This is a genomic window from Providencia alcalifaciens, assembly GCF_020271745.1.
Lineage (GTDB): Bacteria > Pseudomonadota > Gammaproteobacteria > Enterobacterales > Enterobacteriaceae > Providencia > Providencia alcalifaciens_B.
On sequence record NZ_CP084296.1, the window covers coordinates 3,489,116 to 3,508,914 of the forward strand.

Genomic DNA, 19,799 nt, shown 5'->3' on the forward strand with positions numbered 1-19,799 from the left:
GACAAATGGGGGAATGATTTCCCCCATTTTTATTAGACTCGTTATTTTTGAATATTGCTAATCAACCACCGGCCAATTTAACTTGGTAACCTTTGACTTCCAGTAATTGTTTCAGTAAGTCACGCTTATCGCCTTGGATCTCGATATCACCGTCTTTCACAGCCCCGCCGCAACCGCATTTTTTCTTTAATTCAGCAGCCAGTTTTGTCAATTCTGCATCATCTAAGTCTAATCCCGTCACAACGCAAACACCCTTACCCTTACGGCCGGATGTTTCACGGCGAATACGCACGATACCATCACCTTTTGGGCGTTCGGTTTTCGGTTTCTCTTCCTCAATGCGCCCTATATCCGTGCTATAGACGAGGCGGCTGTTAGCGTCACTCATGCGATATCCTTAATGGACTGGTTAATTTGTTCTAAGGCCAGCGTTGGATCTTCACTACGGGTGATCGGACGCCCGATCACCATATAATCGACGCCTGCTTCAATCGCTTGTTGTGGAGTCATTATACGACGTTGATCGCCCACTTCACTGCCTACAGGACGAATACCTGGAGTGACTAACTTAAACGCTTGCCCACATACCGCTTTCAACGCTTTCGCTTCATGAGCTGAACATACGACACCATCAAGACCACACTGCTTAGTTAACAGCGCTAAACGCTCGGCATGCTCTGCCGGAGTTAGATTAATGCCAACGCCCGCTAAATCCGAGGCATCCATACTGGTTAACACAGTGACAGCCGTTAATAAAGGTGCGTCTTTACCATAGCTTTCAAGGGCTTGGCGTGCCGCTTCCATCATTCGCGCTCCACCGCTAGCATGAACGTTGACCATCCAAATGCCCATTTCTGCCGCTGCACAAACAGCACGAGCAACCGTATTCGGAATATCATGGAATTTGAGATCCAGAAAAACATCAAAACCACGGTCATGGAGTGACTTAACAAATTGAGGACCATTAAATGTGAACATCTCTTTGCCCACTTTTAATCGGCAGTCGCGCGGGTCAATTCTATCAACAAATGCGAGGGCGGCATCCGCAGTTTCATAGTCTAGAGCAACAATGATAGGCGAGTCAGTGTTTACGCGAACGAGGTTCTCAGTTGAGGAGATCATTTCATAGCCTTTATTGAGTATTATCAGAAATTAAAAGTGACGCTGTCACTGACCATCTAGCCCGCGAATTGGCTTGATGGTGTCCCAAGAGCGACAAGATGGGCAGTGCCAATAGAGCGAACGGGAGGTAAAACCACATTTGTGGCAACGGTAATCCGGTTTAGTACGAATTTGCTCACCCACCATTTTACGCAGCAAAATCAAGCTCTCTTTGGCTCGACCCTCTTCTGCTTCCGCCAGATGGTAATCCATCAAACGGTAGAATAAACGCATGGTTGGATGACGCTGAATTTGGTCATTGATATAGCTAGCAGCCGCTTCATGATTCTGCTTTTCAACGATAATATCGGCAAGATAAAGCTCAGCAATTGCGCCTGTATTTCCATCAACACATTGACGTAAATAGGTTTCCCAGCCTTCCGTCAGCCCGGTGTGTCGATAGCATTCGTACAGCATTGGCAATGTTTCAGAAACCAGTTCTCTATCTTGATGATAAACCTGCACTAAGGCAGAAATCGCTTTATCATAATTGCCTTGTTCGATAAAAATACGCCCTTTCATAATCGAAACGCGTGCACAGTTTTTATCCGCTTGTTCGCCTTTGTTTAATAGGCTTAAGGCTTCGTCGATATCATCACTCGCCAATTCTTGAGTCGCTAACTCACAGTAGAAATGTGCGATTTGTTCCCGTAACTCTTCAGAGCCTAATTTCACCAGCTTGGTTGCCGTTTCAATGGCTTTGCCCCAGTCACTGGTTAACTGATAAATCGATAACAACGATTGCAGCGCACTGTGTTTAAAATCCACTTCATCGGTTAACTGCTGGAACATATTTTCAGCGCGGTCATACACACCCGCGGTCATATAATCACGACCGAGTTGTTGAGTCGCTAATAAACGTTGTTCAAAAGAAAGCGCCGCACTTTCCACCAGCGACTGGTGAATTCGAATCGCGCGTTCAACTTCACCACGAGAACGGAATAAGTTCCCAAGAGTTAGGTGAGCTTCAAAGGCGGAGCTGTCTTCCGTTTTAAGCATTTCGAGGAATAAATCAACGGCTTTATCTTGTTGATTAGATAATAGAAAGTTCACGCCTGTCACGTAGTCACGGGACAAGCGATTTGCATGCTGCTGCTTATCTTGCTGAGCACTTCTGCGCCCCATGTACCAGCCGTATGCAGCGGCAACAGGTAGCAACAGAAAAAGCAACTCGAACATTGAGGATTATTCCTTGTTCTGAGCTGTCACTAATTCGGTTGAGTTAGAAATAGTTTTCTCTCCAGCACCCAATTGTGATTCTAAACGTCTAATTTTACGACGTGCATTCTTAAGGCTAACAATGGTACGCAGATAGAACACCGCACACACTAGCCACCCCAGCACAAAACCGACACCAAACAAGGTTGCAAGTAAGGAAGATAAAGAAAAATCCCCTTTTGCAATCAGGTAGTTAAATGTAATAACCTGATCATTGCTTGAACCTAGCGTAATCGACACAATAAAAACAGCGACCGCTAGTAATAAAATCAGAAAGTATTTCACATTTTTTCCCGTTATCAGTTCTTATCGTTACAAAACATATCGCTGATAAGGTAGCATTTTCAGCGCATTCAGACAAAGTAAATTATTCGCCCGCCAAGTGTATTCGCGCTAAAAACTGTCCTTTTTCATCATGATAATCTGATTGGCGTTAAATTCATTTCATTAATAATCGAGATTGATATATCCAGTAACCTAACAGTGCGAAAAGCGCACTAATTAACGTGGAGGCAATAATATCAATTGGCCAATGCATACCCAGCAGCATACGACTTAGGCCGATTCCCTGTGCCCAGCATAATATGACGAGACTTAATGTATATTGACGTTGTTGCCAAAACAGCACCATCAACAGCAATGCCCATCCCGCCGCAAATAACATGTGACCCGATGGAAATGAATAGCCCGTTTCTGCCTGCCAATGTTTACGCTGCCATTTAGGAATCAGCGAGTTCGACTTCACAGTATTTTTAATTAAATCCGCTCGTTCCCCGCGTTTTAAATCATAAAATTCCTGATGGGGAATTTGATACGTTTTTTCCAGCCATACCACATAAGGACGCGGTTCTTGGAAAGTGCTTTTCATTAAAGACTTCACCCCTTGCGCACCGAGAATACATAGTGCGATAACCACCAGCAACTTCAGCCATTGATTCCGTTTATGACGAAAGATAATTAACGTTAAGAGAGTTAAAAATACAAACGTCACATAACTATAGGGCAATCCTGCGCTATCCGTCAGCCAAAGTAACCATTTCATCGATGGCTGATGCTCAGGAGACCACTGCCAGCCTATGGCTATCATAACTATCGGCGGTAACAGCAAAAAAATGACACTTATTGCGATAAGGTAGGCACTCTTTCTCATCTAGAATATTCCTTACGTGTTAATTATTTCTTAATTAACAATTTTTACATAGCCTGCAAATATCTCTGTTATAGTAGTATAGCGTCGGCTGTGTGCAAAGAATGCCGGACTCTATATGCAAACGTCATATAGCATCGATATATTTAATTTTAGTAACTATATCGATTTACGTGTTTAATTCAGCAAGAGTTACTTTAACTAATGAAAGAAAATATGCAGCTAAAACGTATTGCCGAAGCCAAACTTCCTACCCCTTTCGGTGAATTCCTAATGGTAGGCTTTGAAGAAATCGCAACAGGTCGTGACCATCTCGCGCTGATTTTTGGTGATATTTCAGGCGCAACGCCCGTACTCAGTCGAATTCATTCCGAATGTTTAACTGGCGATGCATTATTTAGTTTACGTTGTGACTGTGGTTTTCAATTAGAAGCTGCGCTCAAGCAAATTAGTGAAGAAGGCAGAGGAGTACTTCTGTATCACCGCCAAGAAGGTCGTAATATTGGATTACTGAACAAAATCCGTGCTTATGCATTGCAAGACCAAGGATTAGATACCGTTGAAGCTAACCTAAAATTAGGTTTTAAAGCCGACGAACGTGATTTCACCCTGTGCTCTGATATGTATAAATTATTAGGGATCAACGAAGTTCGCTTACTGACTAATAACCCGAAAAAAATTGATATTATGCGTGAAGCGGGTATCAACGTCGTTGAACGAGTGCCATTAATTGTTGGACGAAATCCTAGTAATGAACATTATTTAGATGTGAAAGCACAAAAAATGGGTCATATGTTATTTAAGCACCAATAATTACCCCTTCTTAATCAGGAAGAGTGTTCCTCGCTCTTCCTATTATTCTTGCCTTAATTCCCATTTTCATCATAACAGTCGAATCCATAACATTTGACGAGTGCTATATTCACATTCTTTTTATAAGGTTTATACTGTTCGCAACTTAATACCATTCATTATTAAATACATCGAAAAATAAGAGTGAAACATTCCCACATAATAATCCGAATGGGAAATGTCTATTTTTCGTCTACCAAGGAGATAGTGTGAATAACCAGCATTCCATCCAGCGCATGAGAAGACTGCGTAAAAGTGAACAATTCCGCGACCTATTCCAAGAAACCCACCTCTCCATCAATGATTTATGCTTACCGATTTTCGTCGAAGAAGGCTTAGATGATTATGCTCCGATTGCGAGTATGCCTGGCGTTGTGCGTATTCCAGAAAAACGCTTAGCGTATGAAATTGAGCGTATTGCAAAAGCAGGCATTAAGTCTGTTATGACCTTTGGTGTGTCTCATCACTTAGATGAAAATGGCAGCGATGCATGGCAAGACAATGGCCTAGTTGCGCGTATGTCTCGTATCTGTAAAGAGACCGTCCCAGAAATGATTGTGATGTCAGATACTTGTTTTTGCGAATATACGTCTCACGGTCACTGCGGTGTGATGCACGGTGATGTGGTTGATAACGACCAAACTATCCATAATTTAGGTTTGCAGGCCGTTGCAGCTGCGCGTGCAGGTGCTGATTTTATCGCCCCTTCTGCTGCAATGGATGGGCAAGTTGCCGCAATCCGCCATGCACTTGATGACGCAGGATTTACCGATACAGCGATTATGTCTTACTCCACGAAGTTCGCCTCCGCGCTGTATGGCCCATTCCGTGATGCAGCAGGTTCATGTTTAAAAGGTGACCGTAAAACATACCAAATGAACCCAATGAATCGTCGTGAAGCACTGCACGAGTCACTGATTGATATGCAAGAAGGCGCAGATGCGCTGATGGTAAAACCAGCGGGTGCTTATTTAGATATTATCCGTGACCTGCGTGAGTGTACTCAATTGCCTATTGGTGCGTATCAAGTCAGTGGTGAATACGCCATGATCAAATTTGCCGCGCAAGCAGGTGCCATTGATGAAACTCGCGTCACGTTAGAAAGCTTAGGAGCCATTAAACGCGCTGGAGCTGATTTAATCTTTACTTATTTCGCACTGCAATTAGCTGAAAATAAGATCCTGTAGTCTCTCTTTAAGATAACAAAACGCCGATACTGGATATAAATACAGTATCGGCGTTTTTGTTTATTTATTGCTTATTTATTCAACTATATGGGCATTAACTCGCCTTTTTTTGTTGAAATTCTAGCTGCTCAGATAAACGGTCTGCATACATTTGAGCTGTTTCTGGGGTTAGTAATCCTGCAATTAGAAGATCTTTTTTACCATTTGCAAGGTCAGCAACGACGCCCCACGTTTCGATATCCATGGCTTCACAATCAAGTTCATGATCGGTGACAGGTAAAATATCAAAGAAATCTTTGAGTGGTGCAATAGAAATTGCGGTGTACTCGGCATTCAATCCTAATGGGAATTCTTTATCTGCATATAATCTTAAATCATGGACTTCTGTTTCTGGGGTTCTCATTACAATCGAATAGAGATTCGGAATATGTTCTAAAATGTCACGAACTTCATCATTCGCACCTGCACAATGTGAAGTGCTTAATAGAATGTCTGCCGCCCATAATGCACCCTTGAAAAAATCAGTTTCATTGATATTTGCCATATTGATTTCCTTTACGCTATTTTCGATAAATGCGGTCACTTCATTCCATCAAACTACTGAGCTTTTTCTGAATACTGACTATCACAATAACTGAGAAACTGGCTAAAAAACTTGAGAAATAACAATATTAAGCGTTAATAAAGAAAAAACGCCCACGATAAATCTCGTAGGCGCGATAAACGGAGATTAGTTGAGCATTTGTCGGATCACATAATGCAAGATCCCACCATGTCGGTAATATTCCATTTCAGTGGCAGTATCGATGCGACAACGAGTATTCACCTCTTTCACTTTACCATCACCATAGGTAATTTTTACGGTGATATTTTGGCTTGGCGCCAGAGACTGTAAACCCGTAACATCAATACGCTCATCCCCCTTCAAACCAAGGGTTTTACGAGTCTCGCCATCAGTAAATTCTAATGGAATAACCCCCATTCCAATTAAGTTAGAACGATGAATACGTTCATAGGATTCGGCGATCACCACACGAACACCCAGTAAATTAGTGCCTTTTGCCGCCCAGTCACGGCTAGAACCGGAACCATATTCTTTACCTGCAATAATGGCTAACGGACGTTTTTGTTGTTGATACAGCATCGCTGCATCAAAGATAGCCATCTGTTTGCCCGTTGGAATATGTAAGGTATAGCCGCCTTCTACGCCCGGTACCATTTCATTACGAATACGAATATTGGCAAACGTACCGCGCATCATGACTTCATGGTTACCACGGCGCGAACCGTAAGAGTTAAAATCTGCCACTGCCACACCGTGTTCTTGGAGATAACGCCCCGCTGGGCTCTCTTTCTTAATATTCCCCGCCGGAGAAATATGGTCAGTGGTTACCGAATCCCCGAGAATAGCGAGGATGTTAGCTCCGTGAATATCCGCCACGGGCTTAGGTTGCGCAGGCATATTTTCAAAGAATGGCGGATGGCGAATATAGGTTGAATCCCCTTGCCAAGAGTAAGTTGAAGAGCTTTCAACATCCAGTGCACGCCAGGCTTCATCCCCTTCAAAGACCGCGTTATATTCTTTATGGAACATGTCGGTTTTGACTTTCTCTACAGCGCTGGCAATTTCCGCACTCGATGGCCAGATATCTTTCAAATAGACAGGCTGCCCCTGGTGATCCACGCCTAATGGGTCGGTTTTCAAATTAACGTGCATATTGCCTGCCAGTGCATAAGCAACGACGAGTGGCGGTGATGCCAGCCAGTTGGTTTTTACCAACGGATGAATACGCCCTTCGAAGTTACGGTTACCTGAAAGCACCGCTCCAACAGTCAGATCCGATTGCTTAATGGCCTCTTCAATCGGTGCAGGTAACGGACCTGAATTACCAATACAGGTCGTACAGCCATAACCCACAAGGTTAAAGCCCAGTTGATCAAGATAAGGGGTTAATCCCGCTAACGTGAGATAATCAGTCACAACCTTCGAACCCGGCGCGAGAGAAGACTTAACCCATGGCTGACGAGAAAGCCCTTTTTCTATCGCTTTTTTCGCCAGTAACCCTGCCGCCATTAATACACTAGGGTTAGAAGTGTTGGTACAAGATGTGATAGCGGCGATCACTACCGCGCCATCGGTAAGGTCGAATTCCTGCCCTTGAAAGTTCACGCGAGGATGCGCGTGTTTATCTTGCTTATTCAGTTCTAAATCCACTGCGCCTTGGAATGCTTTCGGAACTTGGCTCAGTTCAACGCGGTCTTGTGGGCGTTTAGGTCCTGCAAGGCTGGATTCTACCGTGCCCATATCCAGCGCTAAGGTACTGGTGAAAATCGGTTCATCACCTTGGTGACGCCATAAACCTTGTTGTTTGCTGTACGCTTCCACCAGCGCGATTTCATCGTCTTCACGCCCTGTCAGTTTCATATACGCAAGGGTAATTTCGTCTATTGGGAAGAAGCCACAGGTTGCCCCATATTCCGGTGACATATTGGCAATGGTCGCGCGATCGGCTAATGGCAAGTCGGCCAAGCCATCCCCATAGAACTCAACAAATTTACCTACCACTCCATGTTTACGTAGCATCTGGGTGACGGTTAACACCAAATCCGTTGCGGTGATCCCTTCTGCTAATTTACCGGTTAGTTTGAAGCCCACCACATCGGGGATCAGCATGGAAACAGGTTGCCCCAACATCGCCGCTTCCGCTTCAATGCCACCAACCCCCCAGCCTAATACCCCCAGACCGTTGATCATGGTGGTGTGGGAGTCAGTTCCAACCAACGTATCGGGGTAAGCAACTAATTTTCCGTCGACCTCTTCATGCCAAATCGCTTTACCGAGGTATTCAAGGTTAACTTGGTGGCAGATCCCCGTTCCCGGCGGTACTACCCTAAAGCGGTTAAATGCTTTTTGTCCCCAACGTAAAAATAGGTAGCGTTCATGATTACGCTTCATTTCGATTTCGACGTTGTCATCAAATGCTTGGGAATGACCAAACTCATCGACCATCACTGAGTGGTCAATGACTAAGTCGACGGGAGATAACGGGTTAACTTGGTTGACGTTACCACCCAGAGATTTGACGGCTTCACGCATAGCGGCGAGGTCGACAACCGCAGGAACACCGGTAAAGTCTTGCATCAGCACCCGCGCGGGGCGATAAGCAATTTCTCTGTCCGCATGAGCGTTTTTTTGCCAATCGATGATGGCTTGGAGATCGGCGTCAACGACGGATTTACCGTCGACATGACGTAGTAGGTTTTCGAGTAGAACTTTGAGGGATTTAGGAAGTCTCGCCCCGCTGCCTAATTGTTTCTCTGCAAGGGCAAGACTGAAGTAATTATACTGTTTGTTACCGACATTCAGTGTTGCTGCACTGTTTGTTTTTAAACTCAACGACATAACTCCTCCTTGGCGTTTTTATCACCTTATTTTTTTACGCAGTATTATTAATCATAGTCCTCATAATCATTTCCTCTATAGATTTTGTGCCAATTTAAAGGCCAATTTAAAGACCAATTTAAAGAATAGGAAGCTCAATTTCTTTGAAAAATTCTTCGATATCTTCGTTGTTACGTAAGGCAATGGCTTTATCCACCACATCACGCGTGAGATGCGGGGCAAAACGCCAAATAAAATCATACATATAGCTGCGCAGGAAACTGGTACGTTTAAAACCGATTTTCGTGGTGCTATAACTAAACTTATCGCGCATGTCGATAACGACGAGATCTTTATCCACCTCAGGATCCACCGCCATGCTGGCGATAATGCCAATCCCTAAACCGAGCTTCACATAGGTCTTGATCACATCCGCATCCGTGGCAGTAAAAATAATTTTGGGTTCTAAGCCCACATTCTGGAATGCGACATCCAGCTCTGAACGCCCAGTAAACCCATGGGTGTAAGTTACAATTTGGTATTCTGCAATATCTTCAATCGTAACGCTCTTTTTCTCTGTCAGTGGATGTCCTTTAGGTACCACCACACAACGGTTCCAGTGGTAGCACGGCAACATGATAAGGTCGCTGTACAGATGAAGCGCTTCTGTCGCGATAGCAAAATCACTATTCCCTTTGCAAACTTCTTCTGCGATTTGAGTTGGCGAGCCTTGCTGCATATGCAAGGAAACATGAGGATAACGCTCAATAAAGGTTTTAATCACTGGCGGTAAGGCATAGCGTGCTTGGGTATGCGTCGTGGCGATCTTTAAGCTACCGCGATCAGGAATGGTATGCTCACCGGCAACAGAGCGAATAGCCTCAATTTTGGAGAGCACTTCACGGGAAATACGCACGACTTCCTCACCAGCTGGGGTCACGTGAGTCAGATGCTTACCACTACGCGCAAAAATTTGAATGCCTAGCTCATCTTCCAACATTCTGACTTGTTTACTGATCCCCGGTTGGGAAGTAAATAACCCTTCCGCCGTCGATGAAACATTCAGGTCATGATTAACCACTTCAACAATATATCGCAGTTGCTGTAACTTCATTCTCGCTCCACCTCTTACAGGAAATCATTTCTGCTATAGCTAAAAAACATTACATATAACAAAAAGTAATATTGTTTAATTTATATATAACCAATATAACATCAAACTAATGAGAATAAACAGTATGATGATATTATTTCATCTTGCTGTGAAAAAAAGACGGTGCCCAAGTAAGGTATTGCAAAGTCAGATTATTTTTTTCTTCGACTATGCTTGAATAATTAGCATGCGAATTTTATTTCCATTTTTGCGGTGAGCATCCTATTTAGACTACAGAGAGGTTATCTAGATGCGTATAAAAGTTTTAGCCATGATGGTCGGTTTATCAACCCTATCCTTTGCGCCTCACTTAGTAGCGAAAGAGCTATCTTACGGTCAGCAAAAAATCGTGTTATCTGACACCATCGTACCGGGCAATGATTTTTACCAGTACGTTAACCATGATTGGATTAATAACGCGAAAATCCCAACGGGTATGCCACGAATTAACTCTTTTGTGGACTTGTATTTAAGTACCGAAAAACAGACTCAATCTATTATCGATGAATTAAAGCAAGCCCCTGAGAGCAGCTTGGATCATAATCAGAAAAATATTCGTAACTTATATTTGAGCTATTTAGATGAAGCCAGCATTGAAAAAGCGGGTTTAACGCCAATCAAATCCGACTTAGCGGCCATTGCAAAAGCCAAAGATCATAATGATATTAGCCGTCTGATGACACTGCCGGGTTATACCTCCGTGCTCTCTTATTGGGTAGATTTAGATGCCAAAGCCCCAGATACTTATATTCTGTATCTTGGTCAAGGTGGGCTTGGATTACCTAATCGAAATTACTACCTTGACGACACCCCGCAAATGAAAGATATCCGCAAAAACTACATTGCATATATTGCGACTATCTTAAAATTAGCGGGCGAAAAAGACGTTAAGAAAAAAGCACAACAGATCTTCGACCTTGAAAAATCCATTGCTGAAGTTCATTGGAGCCCAGAAGCTCGCCGTGACACCATCAAAAATTATCATCCTATGACCCTCGCTGAAATGAAGAAATTTACCGATGGTTTTGCGTGGGATAGTTTTATTCAGCACTGGAAATTAACGGATCAGCAACTGGCGAAAGTGGTGGTTGAGAATGACACGGCGGTAGAAAAAACGGCACAGATTTTTGCCAAAACCCCGGTTTCTGTCTTAAAAGATTACCTCACGTTCCAGTACGTGAACGACCATGCGAGTTATCTGAACAAAACCTTATCGGATGCACGCTTTGATTTTTACTCGAAAAAACTCAATGGCGTTGAAAAACAGCGGACTCGTCAAGAACGGGCACTTCAAACAGTCAATTCACTGCAAGGTGAGCCTCTCGGACAGATTTATGTGGAGAAATATTTCAATCCACAATCTAAAGAGAAAATCCAAGATTTAGTCAGTTATGTGCGCGGTACCTTTAATGCACGCCTGAAAGATAATGATTGGATGGATGAGCAAACTCGCCAAGAAGCACTGAAAAAGCTAGAGCAGTTTACGGTCAAAGTGGGCTACCCTGATAAATGGAATGATTTTAGTAGCGTTAATTTGAAGTCAAATACATTGATGGATAACTATAAGCAAATGGAAGCATGGTCATATAACGATGCCATGAGCAAAATTGGTCAGCCCGTTCGCAAATGGGAATGGGGTATGACGCCACAAACCATCAATGCGTATTTCAATCCAGTACAAAATGAGATTGTATTCCCTGCGGCTATTTTGCAAGCACCATTCTTCGACCCAAATGTGGACCCGGCTTATAACTACGGCGCCATCGGGGCAGTAATCGGTCATGAAATGGGGCACGGTTTTGATGACCAAGGCAGTTTATATGATGGTACTGGTCAGCTACGCAATTGGTGGAGCGATAGTGCCAAAGCCCATTTTAAAGAGAAAACTGCCAAGTTGGTGGATCAATATAATGGCTTTGCCGTTGATGGTCAGAAAGTCAATGGTGAGTTAACTCTCGGCGAGAATATTGGTGATTTAGGCGGTTTAAATATCGCACTAAGCGCCTATAAGCAATTTGCTAAAGAGAACTACCCAAATGGCGAGCCACCGATTATCGATGGCATGACCGGCTTGCAGCGTTTCTTTATTTCATGGGCCAGAACCTGGCAAGAGCTGTCGAATAAGGAATCCGAGCGCAATAAGATCCTCACCGATCCACACAGTCCAAATCAGTTCCGCGCTAATGGCGTCGTCCGTAATATCGATGATTGGTACACCACCTTCGGTGTCGATAAGGATAATGCCCTTTACCTCGAGCCGGAGAAACGGATTAAGATTTGGTGATTGGGTTGAATCGGTAAGATAATGTTGAAAAGCCTCTTGTGTAAGAGGCTTTTTTATCGATGAAGAAGGTTAGATAGATTTTGCAACAACTTGTCCAGCTTGTTCCGCTTTCTTTTTAGCCTGCAAAAAACGTTGAATCATTTCATTTTTTTCAGCTTTAATTGCATCATAGTCAATATTTACATTCATATTTTTAATCTTCCATTCGTATAACATAACAAGCTCCTTTGGTATGAGTTGTTAAGTTCATCGCTTTGCTATATCGCTTTACTAATCTGTCATAAACCTTTTTCAGTTCTTCACTATAAGCCTGAAAAGTTAATATTTTTATGTTTTCAGTTTCAGCTATTTTAAAAATGATGTCAACCAGGGTTGTGTAGAAGTAACGAGCCTCAACCATGGTCAAAGCCGCTGCATCTGGCGGTCTATCGAATACAGAGTCACATTTTTCGTTATCTTCCGCATCAATATTATAAAAACTCACCACGCTAACAACGAGCGCGGTTAGCCCATCACCATAGAGGTCAACCAAAAGTTGATTACTCTCTTCTTTATAAAAGACTAACCTAAACGTAACCTGCCTAGTTGTATCTTCGGAAAAGGTATATTCAACATCAATATACCTATATATATCAAAACCTTGTAATTTTTCGTGCACCATCCTATGTGAACTACATGCCATCCAAATATCTCATCATTAAATACTACAAGATTACTTATATAATCATTGAATTAAAAATAAACCCATCCAATCAATATCAACAAAAAATTATAAATATCAATTGATTAATGGTATTTCACATTCAATGATTACAGCCCGCCTAGTTGTACCATGGGAGAGAGTGATGAATATATGGATTTATAAAATTTGACTAGAACTTTCAGACAATCTTTAATTTGAATTAAGATTATAAGCAGTAAATATTTGATGAAGGCGCCAAATGCGCCTTTTTATAACCTATTACATAGCCATTCCTTCTAAATAATTCGTGCTGTAGCAAGGCGGCTAACGCGGATATCTCGGGGAGCATACAAAAGTATGTGACCCGAGTAGCCAAGTGACGCCAACGCAGCTACGGTGCGAATTATGCTCCAGAAACTTCCTCCTAAATAATTCGCGTTAGAACAAGGCGGCTAACGCGGATATCTCGGGGAGCATACAAAAGTATGTGACCCGAGTAGCCAAGTGACGCCAACGCAGTTATCACGCGAATTATGACGAAGGAATGATGCCGCAAGCCATCCTTGCCCCACCACCGCCCAACGCTTCTGGATGATCGGAATAATTATCCCCACCCGCATGCACCATTAGCGCACGGTTTTGAACATCTTTCAGGGTTTTTAATTTTGGCGCTAGCACGCTGTAGGTGGCATTACCTTGGCTATCAACCACTAAGCCTGGTAAATCTCCGAGGTGGCCTGTTTTGTCATATGGGCCTTTGTGAACCCCTGTTTTGGCTGGGTCTAAATGTCCACCCGCTTTTAATGCCGGTACGGTTTTACCGTCTTTTTCACCTGGTTCGCAACTTGGGTTTTCATGTACATGGAAACCATGCACGCCACCCGCTTGCAGACCAGATAGTTTAGGCGTGAAGAGTAATCCGTATTCAGTTTCAGAAATTACCACTTCGCCAATAGATTTACCCTCACCGTTGGCTGTCGCTTCTTTCAGCTCTACCGTGGTTTGTGCCGCATACGCTGTGCCAGTTGTGAATAGTGCCGCTAACAAACATAATTTAAACTTCATACTGCCTCCAGTCATTCACTGTGTTTATTATCCTTAAGCTAAACGTTAGCATAATAAATGAATGAAAATGGGCGATTACTGCTTTTGTTATGTGAGAGCTATCGAATTATGAACAAAAAAAAGAGCCCATAGGGCTCTTTTATATGATTTCAAATTTAGCTTTGGCTTTGGCTTTTATTTTGAATTTCGTTACAGAATTCCAAACTGTTATTCTAAATAGTTCGCGTTAGAACAAGGCGGCGGTTAGCACCAGAGTCATCCAGAATATAATCAATAGCTTTATTCAAAATAATTTGTGCTGTAGCAAGGCGGCAATCGAGCTAATCCCTAGGAGCATACACAAGTATGTGACTAGGGTTAGCGAGTGCAGCCAACGCCGCTACGGTGCAAAGTATGAAGAATAAAAAAATTATTCTTTGGCTTTCCAGACACCATCAACATAAAAAGCGCTCCACCCCGTCGCCTTGCCATCTTTCTCGGACGAAACATATTGCTGTTTTGTCTTGCGGCTAAAGCGTACCACTGTTGGGTTGCCTTCTTCGTCTTGTGCTGGTGCTTCCGCTAAGTACGCCAGTTTTTCTGGTAATCTGTCTTTAAATCGTTGCAGTTCTGCCACTAATGGCGCACGTGTTTCCCTTGATTTCGGGAAGGTGTTTGCGGCGAGGAATACGCCAGCTGCACCATCACGTAGTACAAAATAAGCATCCGATTTTTCACATGGTAATTCTGGTAACGGTACTGGGTCTTCTTTCGGTGGTGCAATTTCACCGCTTTTTAAGATCTTGCGGGTATTTTTACACTCTTCATTGGTGCAACCCATGTATTTCCCAAAACGTCCCATTTTCAGGTGCATTTCAGAACCACATTTATCGCACTCAATCACCGGGCCATCGTAACCTTTGATGCGGAACTCGCCTTCTTCGATTTCATAGCCTTCACATGCTGGGTTGTTACCACACACATGTAATTTACGACCATTATCAATCAGGTAGCTGTCCATCGCAGTGCCACATTTTGGACAACGACGTTTCGCTCTTAATGCGTTAGTTTCTGCATCGTCACCTTCGAGGATGTTTAATACTTCATCTTCAGGGATCAGATTAATGGTTTTCTTACAGCGCTCTTTTGGTGGCAGTGCATAGCCCGAGCAGCCTAAGAATACCCCAGTGGATGCGGTACGAATTCCCATATGACGTTCACAGTCAGGGCAGATAATCGAGGTGATCACCATTGGGTTGGTACGCATGCCGCCTTCTTCCGGATCTTTTTCTGCGACATCCAGCTGCTTGCTGAAATCAGAGAAAAATTCATCCAACACCGCTTTCCACTCTGCTTCATGATTCGCAACGTGGTCCAGCTGGTTTTCCATGCGAGCGGTAAAGTCGTAGTTCATCAGGTCGTTGAAGTTTTCTTCTAAACGGTCTGTAACGATTTCACCCATTTTTTCCGCATAGAAACGGCGGTTTTCCACTTTTACGTAGCCACGATCTTGGATCGTTGAAATGATTGCCGCATACGTTGATGGGCGACCAATACCACGTTTTTCTAATTCTTTAACCAAAGAAGCTTCACTAAAGCGCGCTGGTGGCTTAGTAAAGTGCTGGCTTGGTAGTAATTCCAGCAGTGATAACTCAGCACCCACTTGAATGGCAGGCAATGTTTTATCTTCGTCATTTTTACGCAGTGCTGGCATGACTCTTGTCCAACCATCAAAACGTAACGTACGACCTTTGGCTTTTAATTCAAAATCTCCCGCTTTCACCGTTAATGTGGTGGAGTCATATTTTGCTGGCGTCATTTGACATGCAACAAATTGATTCCAAATTAACTGATAGAGGCGCTTAGCGTCGTTTTCCATGTCTTTCAGTGAATCAGGTAATACATCAACACTGGATGGGCGAATAGCTTCGTGCGCTTCTTGGGAGTTATCTTTACTGGTGTAAACGTTGGCGTCTTTAGGCAGATACTGCGCGCCAAAGTTATCGGAAATATACCCACGTACCATGTTCACTGCATCTTGGCTCAAGTTTGTTGAGTCCGTACGCATATAAGTGATGTAACCCGCTTCATATAAGCGCTGAGCCATCATCATGGTTTTTTTCACACCAAAGCTTAAGCGAGTGCTCGCCGCTTGTTGGAGTGTCGACGTGATAAACGGTGCGCTTGGTTTACTGGACGTGGGTTTATCTTCACGATCAATCACTTGATAGCGTGCTTTTTCCAGTAATTTAACCGCAGCTTCCGTTTGCACTTTATTAACGGGTTTAAAGGCTTTTCCTGCTTGGGACGTCACTTCTAAACGTAAGTTAACGGCGTTTTTATCCGCTAAATCCGCATGGAGTTCCCAATATTCTTCAGGAACAAACGCTTTAATTTCACGTTCACGCTCAACGATAAGTCTTACTGCTACGGACTGTACGCGTCCGGCAGACAATCCGCGCGCCACTTTTTTCCATAATAATGGAGAGACCATATAACCCACGACACGGTCCATAAAGCGACGAGCTTGCTGAGCATTAACACGGTCGATATTCAATTCGCCCGGGCTTTCAAATGCTTGCGTAATTGCATTTTTAGTGATTTCGTTAAACACCACTCGGCTAAAACGAGAGTCATCACCACCGATCACTTCGCGTAAATGCCAAGCAATAGCTTCCCCTTCGCGGTCAAGGTCCGTCGCGAGGTAAACGTGGTCAGCATCTTCGGCTAACGCTTTTAATTCAGAAACCACTTTTTCCTTACCCGGCAGAATTTGATAATTCGCCTTCCAACCATGATAAGGATCGATCCCCATGCGTTTAACTAACGCTTCTTGCGGATCCTTTTTAACTTTCTTTGTTTTGTCGGTCTTTGCTTTATCGGTAGATGAGCCTGCACTCTTTTGTGAGCCGGATTGTGAACCAGAGCCGCTTTTCGGCAGATCACGAATGTGGCCAACGCTGCTTTTTACAACGTAGCCACTGCCAAGATACTTATTGATCGTTTTGGCTTTTGCCGGGGACTCCACTATAACAAGAGCTTTACCCATATTTACCTTTACCTACTATCAACGAAGGCGCATTTTTCTATTCAAATGCGCAAAATGAGAATCTCTTTTTTATATTGCGACAGAATCACAATATATCAATATTTTTTCGTACAATAATTTGTAACGAAACGAATTTTATCCATCAGCCACATTATTTTGTAAAGCATACAAATTGCTCTAGTTGACTGATTTTAACCACATAATGCAGTTTAGCCGCATTGAAAAACACACACTGTACCTGATAAAATGCTAGAAGCAACCAATTATTTTTTCAAGAGAGGCATTCTATGAACAATGAGATTCAAACTATTTCAAAGCAAGAACTGCTTGAAAAAGCCAACGAAATCATCAAAAACCACGATGAGTACCTTGATGGCATGTTCGTGGATAATGTCGAGCAACATCGCGGTGTTTTAGTTTTCAAAGGTGAGTTTTTCCTTGATGAAAACGGGATACCATCCCTAAAAAGTCCAGCTGCTTTTAATATGTATAAGCATTTGGCGCACCTATTTTCTGATAAGTACCGACTGCAAGAATCAGAATAGTCATAAAAAAATACCGGCTTTTATAGCCGGTATTTTTAAGGGTAGTTCAACATAAATATTGTGTCATGAATATTCAGTGAACATTATGTTTTTTTTTATAAAAGTGGCTTTTGCCCACGCTGCCACCAACGTAATAATAGCTTATCCGCGCTCTCTGCCGCGCTACTGGTAAAGCGCTCGACCATTTTCTTGCTCATCACAAAACGGATGCTGATAATTTCTTTGGTTTCGATTGCGTTGATGATCAAATCATCACTCACACCAATTTGGTCAACGAGCCCTTTCTCTAAAGCTTGCGTTCCATACCAATACTCACCGGTTGCCACCGCTGCAATATCAAGGGATGGCCGATTTTGATGAACAAAATCTTTAAACAGTTCGTGAGTTGAATTCAGATCTTCAACAAATTTCTTACGCCCCTGCTCTGTATTTTCGCCGAGCATCGTCAGTGTACGTTTATATTCCCCTGCCGTGTGTAATTCCACATCCACATCGTGCTTTTTCAATAAGCGGTGAATATTTGGAACCTGAGCGACGACACCAATAGACCCTATAATAGAAAACGGTGCCGCAACGATTTTATTCGCGATACACGCCATCATATAACCGCCGCTTGCCGCGACTTTATCAACTGCAATCGTTAGCGGAATATTTTTCTCTTTCAATCGCATTAACTGAGAAGCGGCTAAGCCATAACCATGGACTAAACCACCAGGGCTTTCTAAACGTAATAAAACTTCATCTTGCTGATCAGCAACTGCAAGAATTGCACTGATTTCTTCACGTAAAGAGCTGACTTCACGGGCATCCATGCTACCTTTAAAGTCTAAGACATATAAGCAAGGCTTTTTAACGGCAGTTTGCCCCATTTTTGCCCCGGCTTTTTCATTTTTAGACTTAGCTTTTTCCTGTTTCTTAAATGCCTTTGTCCACGCTTTTTGCTCAGAATCATTCATTTTGATCTGTTGCATTTGACGCTGGCGTTCACGGTAACTTTCACCTAGGTCAGTAATTTTTAACGCGCCTTTACTTCCTTGACGTCTCATACCTACGCCAAATACAAATACAGCAACCACAACAATGGCGGCCACAATGGTAACCACTTTTGCTAAAAACAGTCCGTACAAAGAGAAATACTCCACAAGTTGATCCTTCTAATATTTAACGCTAATAAAAAAATGATCGCATGATTGTTCACAAACAACCAGTAAAAAAACTGTTATCAATAACCACAGACATGAAACAAATGTGGTAAATTGCCCTCCCGTGCAATCTACGCGATGATAACCTTCAACGCGACTCATGACGATAGGAAAAATTATGCTTCATTATCAGCCTAGACAAGATCTTTTAAAGGGTAAAACTATCTTAATTACCGGTGCTACCGACGGGATTGGTCAAGAAGCAGCATTAACGTATGCACGCTTCGGCGCATCCGTTATTTTATTAGGTCGTAACCCACAAAAATTAGACGCTGTTAAACAGCAAATTGTTGACTCTACCCGCGCTTCTGTAGAAACCTATGTAATTGATTTACTGACTGCGACGGAGGGAACCTGCCAAACTATCGCCGACGATATTGCAAAACAACACCCTTATTTAGATGGCGTATTACATAGCGCAGGCTTGCTAGGAAATATCGCCCCAATCAGTGAGCAGCCTACCCAACTCTGGCACGACGTCATGCAAGTTAACGTCAATGCGGGCTTTATGCTCACACAAGCATTACTCCCTTTATTAGAAAAAGCGCCTCGCGCATCGTTGATTTTCACCAGTTCAAGTGTTGGCAAACAAGGACGTGCTAATTGGGGCGTTTATGCGGTTTCAAAATTTGCGACTGAAGGTTTAATGCAAGTCTTAGCCGATGAGTATCAAGGCACTGGATTACGTATTAATTGCATTAACCCTGGACGCACTCGTACCGCAATGCGCGCAGGCGCAGCACCCGGTGAAGATCCAATGACGCTAAAAACACCTGCCGATATCATGCCGACTTATCTATACTTAATGGGTGATGATAGCGCCGAGCAAACAGGAACCAGCGTGGATGCTCAGCCCAATTTAAAACCGATTAAAGCTTAAAATCGACTGAAAC

18 protein-coding genes are annotated in these 19,799 nt (G+C 43.1%); 5 read left to right on the plus strand and 13 right to left on the minus strand.

The genetic code is table 11. The features are described 5' to 3' along the window. Positions 1-61: 61 nt before the first annotated feature. The 5 genes from yciH to LDO51_RS16060 form a co-directional block, all read right to left on the minus strand. Entirely contained in the window at positions 62-388 is a 327-nt protein-coding gene (yciH, locus tag LDO51_RS16040) for a stress response translation initiation inhibitor YciH (protein WP_225575376.1), read from the minus strand. Further along, positions 385-1,122, minus strand: coding sequence for an orotidine-5'-phosphate decarboxylase (gene pyrF, locus LDO51_RS16045; protein ID WP_225575377.1), 738 nt, complete (start codon positions 1,120-1,122; stop codon positions 385-387). Before pyrF ends, yciH begins: the two co-directional genes overlap by 4 nt. Before the next feature lie 45 nt (positions 1,123-1,167). After that, complete coding sequence (lapB, locus tag LDO51_RS16050; protein ID WP_225575378.1) at positions 1,168-2,340, minus strand: lipopolysaccharide assembly protein LapB; 1,173 nt, start codon at positions 2,338-2,340, stop codon at positions 1,168-1,170. Positions 2,341-2,346: 6 nt separating this feature from the next. Continuing rightward, entirely contained in the window at positions 2,347-2,664 is a 318-nt protein-coding gene (locus tag LDO51_RS16055; RefSeq protein WP_224057645.1) for a LapA family protein, read from the minus strand. Between the two features lie 154 nt (positions 2,665-2,818). After that, positions 2,819-3,529 (minus strand): phosphatase PAP2 family protein, encoded by a 711-nt coding sequence (locus LDO51_RS16060; protein ID WP_225575379.1) that lies wholly within the window; start codon positions 3,527-3,529, stop codon positions 2,819-2,821. Positions 3,530-3,742: 213 nt separating this feature from the next. Between LDO51_RS16060 and ribA the strand changes: the two genes are divergently transcribed. Both ribA and hemB read left to right on the plus strand, forming a co-directional pair. Further along, positions 3,743-4,339, plus strand: a complete 597-nt coding sequence (gene ribA, locus LDO51_RS16065) for a GTP cyclohydrolase II (RefSeq protein ID WP_225577293.1) — start codon at positions 3,743-3,745, stop codon at positions 4,337-4,339. A gap of 248 nt (positions 4,340-4,587) precedes the next feature. Next, positions 4,588-5,565, plus strand: coding sequence for a porphobilinogen synthase (hemB, locus tag LDO51_RS16070; RefSeq protein ID WP_225575380.1), 978 nt, complete (start codon positions 4,588-4,590; stop codon positions 5,563-5,565). A 94-nt stretch (positions 5,566-5,659) separates the two neighbouring features. On the opposite strand, the gene LDO51_RS16075 is transcribed toward hemB, so the two are convergent. The 3 genes from LDO51_RS16075 to cysB form a co-directional block, all read right to left on the minus strand. Beyond that, a complete protein-coding gene (locus tag LDO51_RS16075; protein ID WP_225575381.1) occupies positions 5,660-6,109 on the minus strand; it encodes a hypothetical protein in 450 nt (149 codons plus the stop codon). A gap of 186 nt (positions 6,110-6,295) precedes the next feature. Then, positions 6,296-8,968, minus strand: coding sequence for an aconitate hydratase AcnA (gene acnA / locus LDO51_RS16080; RefSeq protein ID WP_225575382.1), 2,673 nt, complete (start codon positions 8,966-8,968; stop codon positions 6,296-6,298). Between the two features lie 118 nt (positions 8,969-9,086). After that, positions 9,087-10,061, minus strand: a complete 975-nt coding sequence (gene cysB, locus LDO51_RS16085; RefSeq protein ID WP_225575383.1) for an HTH-type transcriptional regulator CysB — start codon at positions 10,059-10,061, stop codon at positions 9,087-9,089. 289 nt (positions 10,062-10,350) lie between these two features. On the opposite strand from cysB, the gene LDO51_RS16090 reads away from it, so the two are divergent. Beyond that, positions 10,351-12,384: a M13 family metallopeptidase gene (locus LDO51_RS16090; protein WP_225575384.1), complete on the plus strand. Its 2,034-nt coding sequence runs from the start codon at positions 10,351-10,353 to the stop codon at positions 12,382-12,384. Positions 12,385-12,453: 69 nt separating this feature from the next. Here the strand turns inward: LDO51_RS16090 and LDO51_RS19805 are convergent, their stop codons facing one another. From LDO51_RS19805 to topA, 4 genes are all read right to left on the minus strand, one after another. Further along, positions 12,454-12,600 (minus strand): hypothetical protein, encoded by a 147-nt coding sequence (locus LDO51_RS19805; protein ID WP_225575385.1) that lies wholly within the window; start codon positions 12,598-12,600, stop codon positions 12,454-12,456. After that, positions 12,578-13,066 (minus strand): hypothetical protein, encoded by a 489-nt coding sequence (locus LDO51_RS16100; RefSeq protein WP_225575386.1) that lies wholly within the window; start codon positions 13,064-13,066, stop codon positions 12,578-12,580. The genes LDO51_RS19805 and LDO51_RS16100 overlap by 23 nt, the downstream gene beginning before the upstream one ends. 531 nt (positions 13,067-13,597) lie before the next feature. Then, a complete protein-coding gene (sodC, locus tag LDO51_RS16105; RefSeq protein ID WP_225575387.1) occupies positions 13,598-14,131 on the minus strand; it encodes a superoxide dismutase family protein in 534 nt (177 codons plus the stop codon). Positions 14,132-14,540: 409 nt separating this feature from the next. Then, on the minus strand, positions 14,541-17,159 hold the full coding sequence (gene topA, locus LDO51_RS16110) for a type I DNA topoisomerase (protein ID WP_225575388.1): 2,619 nt from the start codon (positions 17,157-17,159) through the stop codon (positions 14,541-14,543). A 287-nt stretch (positions 17,160-17,446) separates the two neighbouring features. Between topA and LDO51_RS16115 the strand changes: the two genes are divergently transcribed. Beyond that, positions 17,447-17,704 (plus strand): DUF2498 family protein, encoded by a 258-nt coding sequence (locus LDO51_RS16115; protein ID WP_036956549.1) that lies wholly within the window; start codon positions 17,447-17,449, stop codon positions 17,702-17,704. A 95-nt stretch (positions 17,705-17,799) separates the two neighbouring features. On the opposite strand, the gene sohB is transcribed toward LDO51_RS16115, so the two are convergent. Next, on the minus strand, positions 17,800-18,846 hold the full coding sequence (gene sohB, locus LDO51_RS16120; RefSeq protein ID WP_225575389.1) for a protease SohB: 1,047 nt from the start codon (positions 18,844-18,846) through the stop codon (positions 17,800-17,802). Positions 18,847-19,024: 178 nt separating this feature from the next. Here sohB and LDO51_RS16125 point away from each other — a divergent pair, with 178 nt between their 5' ends. Next, a complete protein-coding gene (locus LDO51_RS16125; protein WP_225575390.1) occupies positions 19,025-19,786 on the plus strand; it encodes a YciK family oxidoreductase in 762 nt (253 codons plus the stop codon). Positions 19,787-19,799: the final 13 nt, after the last annotated feature.

Coding starts and splice junctions, on each gene's coding strand:
- yciH (WP_225575376.1), bottom strand. CDS start 388: ATGAGTGACGCTAACAGCCGCCTCGTCTATAGCACGGATATAGGGCGC.
- pyrF (WP_225575377.1), bottom strand. CDS start 1,122: ATGATCTCCTCAACTGAGAACCTCGTTCGCGTAAACACTGACTCGCCT.
- lapB (WP_225575378.1), bottom strand. CDS start 2,340: ATGTTCGAGTTGCTTTTTCTGTTGCTACCTGTTGCCGCTGCATACGGC.
- LDO51_RS16060 (WP_225575379.1), bottom strand. CDS start 3,529: ATGAGAAAGAGTGCCTACCTTATCGCAATAAGTGTCATTTTTTTGCTG.
- ribA (WP_225577293.1), top strand. CDS start 3,743: ATGCAGCTAAAACGTATTGCCGAAGCCAAACTTCCTACCCCTTTCGGT.
- LDO51_RS16075 (WP_225575381.1), bottom strand. CDS start 6,109: ATGGCAAATATCAATGAAACTGATTTTTTCAAGGGTGCATTATGGGCG.
- acnA (WP_225575382.1), bottom strand. CDS start 8,968: ATGTCGTTGAGTTTAAAAACAAACAGTGCAGCAACACTGAATGTCGGT.
- cysB (WP_225575383.1), bottom strand. CDS start 10,061: ATGAAGTTACAGCAACTGCGATATATTGTTGAAGTGGTTAATCATGAC.
- LDO51_RS16090 (WP_225575384.1), top strand. CDS start 10,351: ATGCGTATAAAAGTTTTAGCCATGATGGTCGGTTTATCAACCCTATCC.
- LDO51_RS19805 (WP_225575385.1), bottom strand. CDS start 12,600: ATGTTATACGAATGGAAGATTAAAAATATGAATGTAAATATTGACTAT.
- LDO51_RS16100 (WP_225575386.1), bottom strand. CDS start 13,066: ATGGCATGTAGTTCACATAGGATGGTGCACGAAAAATTACAAGGTTTT.
- sodC (WP_225575387.1), bottom strand. CDS start 14,131: ATGAAGTTTAAATTATGTTTGTTAGCGGCACTATTCACAACTGGCACA.
- topA (WP_225575388.1), bottom strand. CDS start 17,159: ATGGGTAAAGCTCTTGTTATAGTGGAGTCCCCGGCAAAAGCCAAAACG.
- LDO51_RS16115 (WP_036956549.1), top strand. CDS start 17,447: ATGAACAATGAGATTCAAACTATTTCAAAGCAAGAACTGCTTGAAAAA.
- LDO51_RS16125 (WP_225575390.1), top strand. CDS start 19,025: ATGCTTCATTATCAGCCTAGACAAGATCTTTTAAAGGGTAAAACTATC.